Raw genomic sequence first — 13,180 nt, 5'->3', positions numbered from 1 at the left:
GCATCAGACGATCACGCCCTCGTAGGTCCGGCCGTCGGACGTCCGGGCCCCGGGCGGCGAAGCCGGTAGTTCGAGGCGCGCCGATTGCGGCCCTGCGTGGGGGCGGCGCTGCTGCTCGCCCTGCCGGGGCTGATACGGCTGTGCATCGCCGGCTGGGTACGGCTGCCGGGGCGGGTACGCCTGTCCCTGCGCGGTCGGACCCGGCTGTACGGGAACGGCGCCCAGGCGACGTCCGTTTGCCGAGGCTGGATGCGGATGCGCAGGGTGTCGCTGCTGCCCCTGGGGGCTGAACCACTCCTGCGCCCTCCACTGGATCGGCGTGAGCGCGCGCCCGGCATGGCGGGTGTCCACCGTGCCGACAGCCGGGGCCTTCGCATCCTCGGGTGCCAGGTCGCCGCCCGCGATCAGGAGCCGGTCCGCGAGCCGGGCGGACGCGTAGCCATCGTCCAGATCGCAGAACTCGCCCTGGAACCAGCGGTATCGCTCGGCGTAGGCGTCCTGGATACGGTCGATGTCGCGGATGGCGGACACCAGGTCCTGTGAGGTGTACACGAGGGGACCCGGCGCGCTGTGCTCGAAGTCGAAGTAGAAGCCACGCAGCGTGTCGCGGTAATGGTCCAGGTCGTAGGTGAAGAAGAGGATCGGGCGGCCGGTGTTGACGTAGTCGAACATGAGGGACGAGTAGTCCGTGATCATCACGTCGGTGATCAGGGACAGATCGGCCATGTCCGGGTAGTCGGAGACGTCGAAGACGAATCCGTCACCCGCTCCCGGTACCGGGTCCACCACGTTGGGGTGGCGGCGAACCATGAGCACGTGGTCGGCGCCCAGGCGTGCGCGGGCGTCGTCCAGGTCGATGCGGAAATCGAACTTGTACTTGCCGGGCGCGTAGAACTGGTCGTCACGCCACGTAGGCGCGTACATGATGATCCGCTTGCCCTCGGGCAGGCCGATGCGGCGTCGGATCTCCTGCTCTCGCCGCTCCATGCCGGGGCGGCGCAGGATGTCGTTGCGCGGGTAGCCGCACTCGACCATCTCGCCCGGGAAGCCGAAGGCCCGCTTGAGGATCGGGGTGGAGAAGCTGTTGGGCGAGACCAGCATGTCCCAGTTCTGCACCTCCTTCTCGACCCGCTCCAGGTAGCGCTGGTCGGCGAAGTGGATGGCCTCGATGTCGTGGCCGATCTTCTTCAGCGGGGTGCCGTGCCAGGTCTGCACGACGACCTGCCCGTCGCGCTTCTCGAACCAGTCGGGAAGGTGGTTGTTGGCGATGACGTATCGGCTTCGGGCCAGCGCGTCGTACCACTCCGGCGACCACATGCGCACCGGGGTCGCCGTGGGAGGCGCCTCCACCTGGTCGTCGCGCACGACCCATAGGTGTTCCACATCCACACCGCGGCGCACCAGTTCCTCGTGCAGAGCGCGAGGGCTGTCCGAGTACTGGGTGCCCTTGAAGGCATCGAAGAGGATCGCGGGGCGGACCTTCTTGCGGCGGGCCGCCGGGTAGGCCTTGGTGCGCAGCAGTTTCTGGCGGTACGGGCCGCGCGCGTAGTCCGGCATGGCGGAGTGGACCAGGAGGGAGAGCCGGTCGTAGGCCTCGGCCTGGAGCTCGTACCGGCGCTCGTTCTCCTCGTAATCCTCCGGGAAACCGCTGATGAGGTCCTGCTCGATCTTGATCATCAGGTCCTCGAGGCGGTCCTCGGGAGCGACTGCCGAGAGGTCCTGGCGCCGCAGGAAGAAGTCCCAGCGGCCGGACGCGAGGGGAATGTCGCCGGCCAGTGTCCGCATGGCCGCGGGCGTCATCACACATCGGAACTCGTTGCCGTTCCAGGCCAGCGGAACGGCACGCTCGGCACCGTGGGCGCGCGAGCGCACCACCAAGTGCGCTGCCCGGTACTCCGCGGCCGAGAGCCGGTCAGCGGCCTGGTAGCGGCCGATGATCTCCAGAGATCCGTCCTCCCGCCAGGCGAAGCGGATGACGGTCGGCAGGGTGGCACGCTCGAACAGGACCAGGTACCCGGAGCCGTTGCGGTGCACCACGACCTCACGGTCGCCCTCACGTGTCTGGAGGGAGGCCGGCATGCGGTAGTGCCCGTCCGGCGTCTCCTCAGCCATGACGGGATACATGGTCATCTTGCGGCCCTCGACATGGAAGGTGGTCTTCCAGCCGTTGCTGCCCATGCTCCAGGACTGCGGGATCTCGGCCCCGGCGCGTGCCTCCGTCCGATATCCCGGCACGAGTTCGCGCAGGGGAAGACGGGCGACCCAGGTGCACCAGCCGTCGCCGCCCGGGGTGAAGCGGACCCAGGCGTCGTGGCGCCCCGCGCCGCTCATGCTGGCGACCCGGAGCTTGCCCCATTCGGGCACCTTGGGGCCGAGGTAGACGCCCCCGAGTTCGAGCTGATCGCCCACCACACGGTGGCGGGTGATGCGGCAGCGCACGATCTCCACGCGTAGCTTGAGCTTGCCCTGAAGGAAGACCGGCAGGATCCGAGTGTTCTTGTCGACATAGCGGTACGGCGGGTTGGCCGCCGTACCGGCGCTGCCCCGGTCCAGGCCGCGGTAGCGGAACAGTCCCCGGCTGAGCACGCCCGCGGCGACGTCCCATGTGCCCTCGACCCACTCCCCCTTGCGCTTGAGGCGCGTGGTGTCGATCCGGGCCTCGAAGCCGGCCCAGTCGTAGCAGTAGCGGTTCTGGTTGGAGTGCTCGGTGGCCTGGGGCGCATAGGTGGTCTTCGCCTGCGCGAGCACCATCCGGCCCTGCTTCTTGTTGCGCAGGGCCAGCGCTTTCACGGACATGTGCTTTTTGTGCACATTGATGAACCGGACATATGCGGAACCGGTGAGAACCAGCCACTCGGACTTCCACTGCGCGCCACTCAACGAGCCGTGCAGTGAGAATTCCTTGTCGAGGCGGTAGGCCTTCTTGTCGATACCGACCCGACGGTCTCCGAGATAGGGGTAGTTCAGGTAGCGCCGAAGGCGCCGCTGCACGGGCATGGGCCCGCCGCGTCTCTCGAACTCGATGACATCGAGAAGTTCGTCGAGTCGCCATTCGCGCACGAGTAGCCACTTCACGCGGGCGTCGGCCGGAAGTTCATCGATGATGTCGGGGTCGGCCTCGTCCAGGAACTGGTTGGCCCATTCCATGAACGCGTCCTGATACTCCTCGTCGGCGTCCGGCAGCACTTTGAGATGCAGCATCAGATCGGACTTGAGACAGGCGAGGTCGTACTTGCGCTTGCTCTCGACATACGTACGCGAGCGCCGCTCGGCCAGGAAGCGGCTCACGGACTGCACGGCCGCGACCCGGTCCCTGAGGTTGCTCAGCTCGGTGTGCCGCTGGGTGATGGACGGAGCCGCGCCTCCCTCCCTTCGCCGCCAGAAGTAGACGATGTCCGTTATCACGTCGACTTTGGTGGCCCGGAAGTGGGCGAACATGTTCACCCAGGAGTCCTCATAGAGAACACCCTCGGGGAACTCTATGTAGTGGTAGTCCCAGAAGGACCGCCGGAACACCTTGTTCCAGACAGTTCGGTCATAGATCAGCGCATCGAATTTCGTGATGTGCGTGCCGCGCCGATTGCGCTGCATGGGGCCCTTGTGCAGTGGAGACTGCCACTTCTTGGTGGAGTTCATCATCTGCACGTTGCCCGAGACGAAGTCGGAGTCGGACTCCTCGAGTGTCCGGATCAACAACTCGTACGCGTACTCGGGGATGACGTCGTCGCCATCGACGAAGGCCAGGAACTCGCCTTCGGGATGCATGGCACGTATACCGACATTCCGGGCCTGCCCAGGCCCATGAGCCTCCTGCCGGATGATCCGGAAACGCGGGTCGCGCGCGCAGAAGTCGGCTGCTATCTCCGTGGATCTGTCGGTCGAACCGTCATCGACGAGGATCACTTCGAGGTCCTTGAAGGTCTGCCGGGCTATCGACTCCAGGCACTCGGCGAGGTAGACCTCAACATCCTGAAATGGCACGACAACACTGAGACGCGGCCGTTCAGCCAAGATCCACTCCCACCGAGACACTTCGCCACACCCAGTAACAGCCGGACAGCTCTGGCCGGTTACCCTGGGTGCGCCCACCCCTACTGACGTGCCTGGATCAACCCCCCAGTCGATCAGACGCCGCCCCAAACATGTGACCGAACAACAGTCACAGGGTTCACACATCCTAAATCAGTCCTAAGAGTGGTCAAGAGTCAGCCATGTGTTGTTCACCGCTGCTTCGCAGTCAGGCCTGCTGCCCTTGAAGAAATGCATATAGTGCGCACTGAACCGATGACCGATGACATTAGTGGGCCGGCCTCCCCCCACCCGGGTCCCACACTCCGCCGACAGCGGAGCCGGTGAGGAGAGGGACCGAACGGAATGACGCACAGCGCCACCACCGAGTCACGGCGCGGCCACCGGGCAGCACCCAGCCCTGGGCAGCCGCAGCGCGGCAGACGACGGCGTTCCGAGCGACGCGGCAAGCGGCGAAAGGGACGAATAATACTTCTGACGCTGCTGGTCCTCGCGCTGGCCGCAGGCGGCACCGGCTACTGGCTCTACAGCGACCTCAACGGCAATATCGACGGCGTCGACTTGGACAAGGCTCTCGGCGACGACCGCCCCGAAAAGCTGCCCACGTCGGGGCAGAACATCCTCGTCCTGGGCTCTGACTCGCGCTCGGGGGCCAATGCATCGCTGGGCACAGGCAAGGCCTCGGGAGCCCGCTCCGACACCGCCCTCGTGATGCACATCCCCGAGGGCCGCACGCAGGCAACCGCCATCAGCATTCCCCGAGACACCTTGGTAACCCGCCCGAAGTGCACCAAGTCGGACGGCTCCACGCTGCCTTCCGCAAAGCGTGTGATGTTCAACTCCGTGTACTCGCTCGCAGGTCCGGCCTGTGTGGTCAAGACCGTGGAGCAGATGTCGGGAGTGCGACTCGACCACTTTGTGGAGATCGACTTCGCCGGCTTCAAGGGTCTCGTCGACGCCATAGGCGGCGTGACGGTCACCGTCGACAAGGCCATCAAGGACGAGTCCAGCGGCTTGGACCTCAGCGCCGGGACACACAAGTTGAACGGCACCGAGTCGCTCGCCTTCGTACGCACGCGGCACGGCGTCGGAGACGGCAGCGATCTCGGCCGTATAGGCCTCCAGCAGCAGTTCATGATCGCTCTGCTCTCCGAGATCAAGAAACAGGACCTGCTGGGCAGCCCCACGAAGGCGTTCAAGATCGCCGACAAACTCACCGAGTCGCTGACCACGGACGCGGAACTGGCCTCCCTGACGAAACTCGCCGAGTTCGCACGCAGCATGAACGGCGTCGATCCCTCCACCATGGAGACGATCATGCTGCCCGTGAAGTACGACACCGCAGACCCGAACCGGGTGGTGGCCGCAGAGCCGCAGGCGACGCAGCTGTGGAAGGCGATCCGCAGCGACGAGGAGATCCCCGAGTCGGCCAAGAAGTCGCCGGCAACGGGCGGTTGAGCCGCCACACCGCGCAGAACGGGGGCGCCGGACCGTCAGATCCGCGCCCCCGCCAGTGCGCCGCCCAGCCACCGTCCGAGCCGCGGCCGCCGGTCCAGGGTCAGAGCCGCTGCCACCGGGTGAGGGCAAGACCGGCGCCGTCCTCCTGCCGTGCCACGCGCGGCACCCCCTCAGGGTCGATCAGTGCCATGACCACCCTGCCAAGGCCGTCCCGGGCCAGCGCGGGCGCGCCCTGGCAGTGCTCGGCCAGCGCGTACCACCAGAAGCCGTTCGTCTCGTTCTCCGTACCGCCCAGACCGAGCACCGCTGTGCCGTCCTGGCCTCGGGAGGCAAGCACGACACAGTCGTAGCCGTCCAACGCTGTGCGCAGCACGGCATAGGGTCGCTCCGCGGGGGAGCCGCCCAGCGCGACGGGCCAGCCGCCGGGCCGCCAGGCCGCCGTGCCGCCGTCTGCGGCGTCCGTCCAGAAGTAGGTGGCGCGGTCCGGTCCCGTCTCCAGGGCCGCGACCGTGCCCTGCACCGGCCGCAGTGAGAATCCCCGCGGCGCGGCGAAACCTCCCCCTGCCTCCGCCTGCCGCCACACCAGCACCCCCGTCTCGGCGGCGGCGCAGACCTCCACCCTCCCGCCCGCGAGGGCGACAGCAGCAGGCAGTTCGTCGATGCCGCTGCCGAGCAGGTCCTCCCAGGCCTTCCACTTGCCGTTCGGAGCCTCGCGCCGCAGCATCAGGCCGCGGCTCGCACTCCGTACGAAGACGTGCACAGTGCCGTCCGTGGCGATCGTGCCGATCGGCACGCCCAGCGCACGGCCCTGGTCGTGGTCACTGTGCGGGTTGCCTATGGAGCGCCACTCGGTGACGGCACGTCCCGTCTGGTACTGGATGGCGTGCACGATGTCCACGCTCGGGGAGCCGTCGGAGCCGGTGCGCTGCCTGCGGCCGAGAAAGTGGACATAGCCGTTGGCGCCCTGGGCCACGGTCAGGTCGGTCAGGTCGGCCACGGACACGAAGTGCGGACCGCTCCAGGCGGGGCCGCCGACGGCCGTCTCGGACCAGCGCAGTAGTCCGCCGTCCGTGGGCGCGTACAGGGTGAGCCGGCCGTCCTTGCCGAGAGTGAGCCAGTTGCCGTGAGCCGTTCCGGAAGCGATGCGCCCCTGGTCCGCCGCGTAGCCGTCCCCGACCGGGCGGGCGTACCCCACGGAGCCTGCCGACCTTCTCCGCATGGCCTGGAGTCACCTTCCTGTAGCCCACCGCATCATGGACACGGAAACGGAAACCTTGATTCGCGCCACATCATATGCCGTTCGTTCATCAGTTCTTCGGGCTGCCGCCGGCACCCGTTCCTGCCTGGCCTCACTCCCGTGATCACGGCCGGGAAGTGGGCGGCACCCGGTTTCCGCACGGATACTGTTCTGGCTACGCGCCCGTGACGGGGAGCGGCCGTGGCGGTGGAACTGGTGCGGGTCGAGGACAGGACGGCAGAGGAGCAACCGTGAGGGCACTGGTGATCGTCGACGCCGCCAACGTCGTCGGCTCGGTGCCCGACGGCTGGTGGCGGGACCGGCGAGGCGCAACCGAGCGGCTCAGGGACCGGCTCGTGTCCTGCGCCGCCGAGGGCCTGGCCGGCCACCCGGGTCCCCTGGACATCGTCCTCGTGGTGGAGGGCGCGGCCCGCGGAGTGGAATCGGTCCCCGGCGTGCGGGTCGAGGAATCCCCCGGCAGCGGCGACGACCGCATCACAGAGCTGGTGGCCGAGACCCAGGAGCGCACTCGCCTGGTGATCACGGCGGACCGTGAACTGCGTCGGAGGGTCGTCGAGCTTGGCGCAGAGGTCACAGGCCCGCGCGCGGTCGTTGGCGACCGTTGAGCTCACATCCGGGAAGTCAATCCCCCACGGCCGACTCGCGAGCACATCCGAGACAGCCGTCCCCACAGCGGTCCTCGCCGCGTCCCTGGCATCAGGCCGCGGACGCGCATCGGTGAGAAGCCGACGGGACAAGGGTGCGGCGGGGCCGGTCCTGACGCCTGCCGGACCACCGGTCCGCCGCTCGCAGATGCCTGAGTCGAGACCACCGCTCACTCACTCGGCATCCGCCCGTGGATGGGCCTCGCCGACAGCCGGGCGAGGCGCGTCCATACGCCGGGAGACGGCGACCGCGCGGCGTGCACCGCCACGTCGGCGACGGGCGGTCTCACGGCGCGCCCCGCGCATACAGCACCGCCCCATCCACCACCCCCACCACCTCATACTCCGCCGCCAGCAAGTGACCCAGAGACGGCACGCGGTCCGGGGCGTACGGCTTTCCGCGGGAGTCGTCGACGATCAGTGCCGGTGCGCGCCTCCTCATCTCCTCGCGGAAGACCGGCCATGTGCCCGCGACCGCGTACTTCTCTCCCACCTGGGGGCCGTTGCGGCCGCCGCTGTAGTTCGTGAGCAGGCCGGCCGTCAGATAGCGGCTGGCGGGGGCGCGGTCGGCGAGCCAGTACGTCTCCGGGTGTATGCCCCAGACGAGGACCCGGTCCCCCGGTGCCGTGCGGTGTGCCACCGCGTCCGCCACGCGCTGCGCGTGGGCCAGCTCGGGGCGGGGCGCCAGGACTCCCCACGCGAGGAACAGCGTGCAGCAGCAGGCCGAGGTGAACAGGGCCGTCGCCAGCCGGTCGCGGGGCAGGATCTGCAGTGCGGCGGTGGCCAACAGAGCCAGTGGCGGGATGACTTGAAGGTAGTAGTGGCCGAAGAAGTGGAAGCCGGCGAGGACCGCGGCGGCCGAGGAGCCGAGCCACAGCCACAGTTCCGCCGATCCGGTCCTGGCGATCCTCAGGACGCGTACGACCGGGGGGATCAGCCCGGCGCAGGCCACGGCGAGGATCGCCGTGTTGACCAGCCCTCGCGCCAGTACGTGGAGTTCGGACCCGGTGAAGGAGGCGTACGCGCCGGAGCCGGTGACCGTCCAGAACAGGAATCCGGCCGGATCGGTGACCGCGGCCACCGCCAGCACCGGGACGACGAGCCCAACTGCCAGGCGTAGCACGCCGCTTCGCGAGGGAGCGGAGTTCCACAGCAACCACACCACCGGCACCAGCACCGCCCCGCCGGTCTGCTTGGCCAGGAACGCACAGGCCACGGCGGCGCCCGCGGCGCCCCAGCGGCGGCGGTCCGCGCACCACATGGCCGCGGCCGTAGGCGCCAGCATGAAGACCTCGAAGGTGGCTGCCTGGGCGTCCTCGGGGTTGAGGCCGATGGACGCGAGGAGGTACAGGACGCCCGCGGTGCGGCCCGCGGCGTCGCCCCATCGGCGACGGGCCAGCGAGGCCAGCAGGACGGCGGTCAGGAGCTGGGCGAGCAGCGCCAGCACCCGTACGGAAGTGAGTGACGCGTCACCGAACAGCGCGAACGCGCCCGCGTACAGCCAGGGCACAAGCGGCGGTTTGCGGTCGACCACCGACTCGTACAGCTCTCCCCCGTCGGCCAGTATGCGCGCCTGCACGGCCAGATAGCCCTCGTCCGGGTTCCACAGCGGCTGCAGGAACGCCGGTACGCGAGTGACGCAGGCAAGCGCGGCCAGGGCGGGGAGCAGGCGCGTCCAGTACCGGTACCGGGAGCGGGCCGGCAGCTCCGCGCGCGGTGCCGGCGGCCGCGGGGGCAGGGGCGCCTGCCGCGGCCGAGGCGTCCGCGGCATCCGCGGTTCGATGACGGAACGTGGCGAAGCTGTGGGCTCGGCGAGCATAGGGGCACGCTATCCGGCGCCGCAGCTCCTACCGAAGCAGGACATACGGGGCCGGATGGCTGGCGAGCGAGGACAAGGGCGGCTACTTCCGTCGCTTGACGAGCTCACTGTGCGTGCGTCCGTAAACGAAGTAGACGGCGAAGCCGAGCGCCATCCAGATGGCGAACCGCAGCCAGGTCTCGGCAGGCAGGTTGAGCATGAGCCACAGCGAGGCCGCCACCGACAGGATGGGCACCACCGGCACCCAGGGGGTGCGGAACGCCCGGTGCAGGTCGGGGCGGGTGCGGCGGAGGATGATGACGCTGAGCGCGACGACGACGAAGGCGAAGAGCGTACCGATGTTCACCAGCTCGGCGAGTTCGCTGAGGCTGGTGAAGCCGGCCAGGATCGCGATGAGCGCACCGAGCAGGATGGTCGGCCGGTGCGGCGTCTTGTACTTGGGGTGGACGCGGGAGAAGAACCGGGGCAGCAGTCCGTCCCGGCTCATCGCGAAGAAGACGCGGGTCTGACCGAGCAGCAGGATCATGCAGACCGTGGTGAGGCCAACGGCGGCGCCGAAGCTGATGATGCCCGCGAAGAAGGGGTGCCCGGTTTCCTTGAAGGCGTCGGCGAGCGGGGCGTCCACGGACAGCCGGCTGTAGTGCTGCATGCCCGTGACGACGATCGACACCAGGACGTAGAGGACGGTGCAGATGAGGAGGGAGCCGAGGATGCCGCGCGGCATGTCCCGCTGCGGATTCCTGGTCTCCTCTGCTGCGGTGGCCACGATGTCGAAGCCGATGAAGGCGAAGAAGACGACGGAGGCGGCCGTGAAGATGCCCATCACGCCGAAGTTCGTGGGTGCGTACCCGAACATCAGCTGGACCAGCGGGGCGTGCAGGCCGCCTCCCGCCGGGATCTGCTCCGCTTTGGGGATGAAGGGCGAGTAGTTCGCGGACTGGATGAAGAAGGCGCCCGCGATGATGACGATGAGCACGACGGTCACCTTGATGGCCACGACGACCTGGGTGACGCGGGCGGACAGTTTCATTCCGAGGACGAGGATGCCGGTCAGGACGAGCACCAGCGCGAAGGCGAGGATGTCGAAGCCGAAGCCCTCGGCGACATCGGGCCCGGCCAGCGCGTCGGGCAGGTGCCAGCCCGCGTTGTCCATCAGCGAGCGGATGTATCCCGACCAGCCGACGGCGACCACGGCGGTGCCGAGGGCGAACTCGAGCACCAGGTCCCAGCCGATGATCCAGGCGGGCAGCTCGCCGAGCGAGGCGTAGGAGAAGGTGTACGCGGATCCGGCCACCGGCACGGTCGAGGCGAACTCCGCGTAGCACAGGGCCGCGAGCGCGCAGACGATGCCCGCGACGGCGAAGGCGATGGCGGTGGCGGGGCCCGCGTTCTCCTTCGCCACCTGGCCGGTGAGCACGAAGATGCCGGTGCCGATGATGACACCGACTCCGAAGACGGTGAGATCGAGGGCGGACAGGGACTTCTTGAGCGCGTGCTCCGGCTCTGTAGTGTCCCGGATCGACTGCTCGACACTCTTCGTCCGGAAGAGGGCGCTGAACAAGGCTGGACCTCCCACGCTTGTCGCCTCGACTCGGTCGAGAGCGGGTACGGTCCGTATGCCACGTCGTGGGCGGTTTCATGCGAATGGGCCGGTCCCACCACCCGTGCAGGCGCGGGACCGGCCCATTCGCCGGTGAATCAGGTGAAACAGCAGACAGGCATCGCGGGTCAGTCCCGCACCGGCTCCACCGAGTCCACCCCGTCGGCAGCGGTGCGCTCGGTCGCCGTGCGGGCGGCCGGGGTGCTCCCGGTCGAACGGAGTGGGGACTGGGACGACGGGCCGTCGAGCTTCGCGACCAGGCCCGTGACCTGGCGCGCGATGTCCGGGGCGGTGAGCCCGATCTCGGCCAGGACCTCCTTGCGCGACGCGTGGTCGAGGAAGCGCGGCGGGATGCCGAAGTCGCGCAGCGGCAGGTCGACGCCTGCGTCGCGCAGGGCCTGTGCGATCGCCGAACCGACGCCGCCCGCACGCGAGTTGTCCTCCACCGTCACCACGACGCGATGCTGCTCGGCCAGCGGCGGCAGCGCCTCGTCGACGGGCTTGACCCAGCGCGGGTCGACGACGGTCGTGGAGATGCCCTGCTTGTCGAGCAGGTCGGCGACCTCCAGGCACATGGGGGCGAGCGCGCCGACGGAGACGAGGAGCACATCCGGCCGGTCCGTGCCGGCCGCGCGCAGTACGTCCATGCCGCCGACCGTGCCCACGGCCTGTACGGCGGGGCCGACGGCGCCCTTGGAGTAGCGCACGACGGTCGGCGCGTCGTCGACCTCGACCGCCTCGCGTAGCTGCAGGCGCACCTGGTCGGCGTCGCGCGGCGCGGCGATCCGCACTCCGGGCACGCACTGCAGGATCGACATGTCCCACATGCCGTTGTGCGAGGCGCCGTCGGTGCCGGTGATGCCGGCCCGGTCCAGGACGAAGGTGACGCCGCACTTGTGCAGGGCCACGTCCATCAGCAGCTGGTCGAAGGCGCGGTTGAGGAAGGTGGCGTACACCGCGAAGACGGGGTGCAGGCCGCCGGTGGCGAGGCCCGCGGCCGAGACGGCGCCGTGCTGCTCGGCGATGCCGACGTCGTAGACGCGGTCGGGGAACTCCTCGGCGAACTTCTTCAGGCCGACCGGCTGCAGCATGGCCGCGGTGATGGCGACGATGTCCTCGCGCTCCCGGCCGAGCTTGACCATCTCCTCGCCGAAGACGGACGTCCAGTCGAGACCGGCGGCCGAGATCGGCAGACCGGTGTCGGGGTGGATGACGCCGACGGCGTGGAAGCGGTCGGCCTCGTCCTCGACGGCGGGCTTGTAGCCCCGGCCCTTCTCGGTGAGGCAGTGCACGATGACCGGGCCGCCGAACCGCTTGGCGCGGGACAGCGCGGACTCCAGCGCCGCGATGTCGTGGCCGTCGATCGGGCCGACGTACTTCAGGCCCAGGTCCTCGAACATGCCCTGCGGGGCGATGAAGTCCTTCAGGCCCTTCTTGGCGCCGTGCAGCGTGTCGTAGAGCGGCCGGCCGACGACCGGGGTGCGCTCGAGGAGCTCCCTGGTGCGGGCCAGGAAACGCTCGTAGCCGTCCGTCGTGCGCAGCGTCGCGAGGTGGTTGGCGAGGCCGCCGATGGTGGGCGCGTAGGAGCGCTCGTTGTCGTTGACGACGATGACGAGCGGGCGGTCCTTGGCGTCCGCGATGTTGTTCAGCGCCTCCCAGGCCATACCGCCGGTCAGCGCGCCGTCACCGATCACCGCGACGACGTGGTCGTCCCTGCCCAGCACCTCGTTGGCCTTCGCCAGGCCGTCGGCCCAGCCGAGCACGGTGGAGGCGTGCGAGTTCTCGATCACGTCGTGCTCGGACTCGGCGCGCGACGGGTAGCCGGACAGGCCTCCCTTGGTGCGCAGCCCGGAGAAGTCCTGGCGGCCGGTCAGCAGCTTGTGCACGTAGCTCTGGTGGCCCGTGTCGAACAGCACCTTGTCCTTCGGGGATTCGAAGACCCGGTGCAGAGCGATGGTGAGCTCGACCACGCCGAGGTTGGGGCCGAGGTGGCCGCCGGTCTTGGCAACCGCGTCGACGAGGAACGTCCGGATCTCCTCGGCCAGCTGGTCCAGCTGCTCCGGGCTGAGCGTGTCCAGATCGCGCGGTCCCCTGATGCGGGTCAGCAGCGGCACCCGTGCCTCCTTGCAGTAGAGCTGTTCGAGCCTTCGCGGGCCTGTCGAGTCTAATGTTCCGCCTTTCCCTCCGACGTCCGGGCCGTGCGTCGTACGTCACGCCTCGGCCGTACGAGGGACAGGAAAGCGCGGTTTTGAGGGCGCACCGGACACGGCTGTGCCCGGCACCGCAATGGTGCCGGGCACAGGTCGAGGGGCTGCGCCCCTTAGGGGCGCGGGGCCGTGACATCATGCGGCTCCGCCGCGATGGGGGTCCCC

General features: G+C 68.9%; 7 protein-coding genes. 2 read left to right on the top strand and 5 right to left on the bottom strand.

The annotated features are described in order from the left end of the window. Positions 1-3 precede the first annotated feature (3 nt). Positions 4-3,981 (bottom strand): CDP-glycerol glycerophosphotransferase family protein, encoded by a 3,978-nt coding sequence (locus H1D24_RS18085; protein ID WP_309484363.1) that lies wholly within the window; start codon positions 3,979-3,981, stop codon positions 4-6. A gap of 393 nt (positions 3,982-4,374) precedes the next feature. Between H1D24_RS18085 and H1D24_RS18080 the strand changes: the two genes are divergently transcribed. Next, on the top strand, positions 4,375-5,487 hold the full coding sequence (locus H1D24_RS18080) for an LCP family protein (RefSeq protein ID WP_181658634.1): 1,113 nt from the start codon (positions 4,375-4,377) through the stop codon (positions 5,485-5,487). Positions 5,488-5,587: 100 nt separating this feature from the next. Here H1D24_RS18080 and H1D24_RS18075 read toward each other — a convergent pair whose 3' ends face one another. Continuing rightward, a complete protein-coding gene (locus H1D24_RS18075; protein WP_309484362.1) occupies positions 5,588-6,682 on the bottom strand; it encodes a PLL family lectin in 1,095 nt (364 codons plus the stop codon). A gap of 293 nt (positions 6,683-6,975) precedes the next feature. On the opposite strand from H1D24_RS18075, the gene H1D24_RS18070 reads away from it, so the two are divergent. Further along, positions 6,976-7,350, top strand: a complete 375-nt coding sequence (locus H1D24_RS18070; protein ID WP_181658632.1) for a PIN domain-containing protein — start codon at positions 6,976-6,978, stop codon at positions 7,348-7,350. Between the two features lie 325 nt (positions 7,351-7,675). On the opposite strand, the gene H1D24_RS18065 is transcribed toward H1D24_RS18070, so the two are convergent. The 3 genes from H1D24_RS18065 to dxs form a co-directional block, all read right to left on the bottom strand. Then, complete coding sequence (locus H1D24_RS18065) at positions 7,676-9,160, bottom strand: glycosyltransferase family 39 protein (RefSeq protein WP_181658631.1); 1,485 nt, start codon at positions 9,158-9,160, stop codon at positions 7,676-7,678. A 130-nt stretch (positions 9,161-9,290) separates the two neighbouring features. After that, the gene (locus H1D24_RS18060) at positions 9,291-10,769 is read right to left on the bottom strand and encodes an amino acid permease (RefSeq protein ID WP_181658630.1); all 1,479 of its coding nucleotides are present in this window, start codon (positions 10,767-10,769) and stop codon (positions 9,291-9,293) included. 167 nt (positions 10,770-10,936) lie between these two features. Then, positions 10,937-12,922 carry a 1-deoxy-D-xylulose-5-phosphate synthase gene (gene dxs, locus H1D24_RS18055; RefSeq protein WP_181658629.1) on the bottom strand — a complete coding sequence of 662 codons (1,986 nt, stop codon included), beginning with the start codon at positions 12,920-12,922 and terminating at the stop codon, positions 10,937-10,939. Positions 12,923-13,180: the final 258 nt, after the last annotated feature.

It is taken from the genome of Streptomyces himalayensis subsp. himalayensis, assembly GCF_013778455.1.
In the GTDB taxonomy this organism is placed as follows: domain Bacteria; phylum Actinomycetota; class Actinomycetes; order Streptomycetales; family Streptomycetaceae; genus Streptomyces; species Streptomyces himalayensis.
This window is presented reverse-complemented; position numbering and strand designations above follow the sequence as displayed.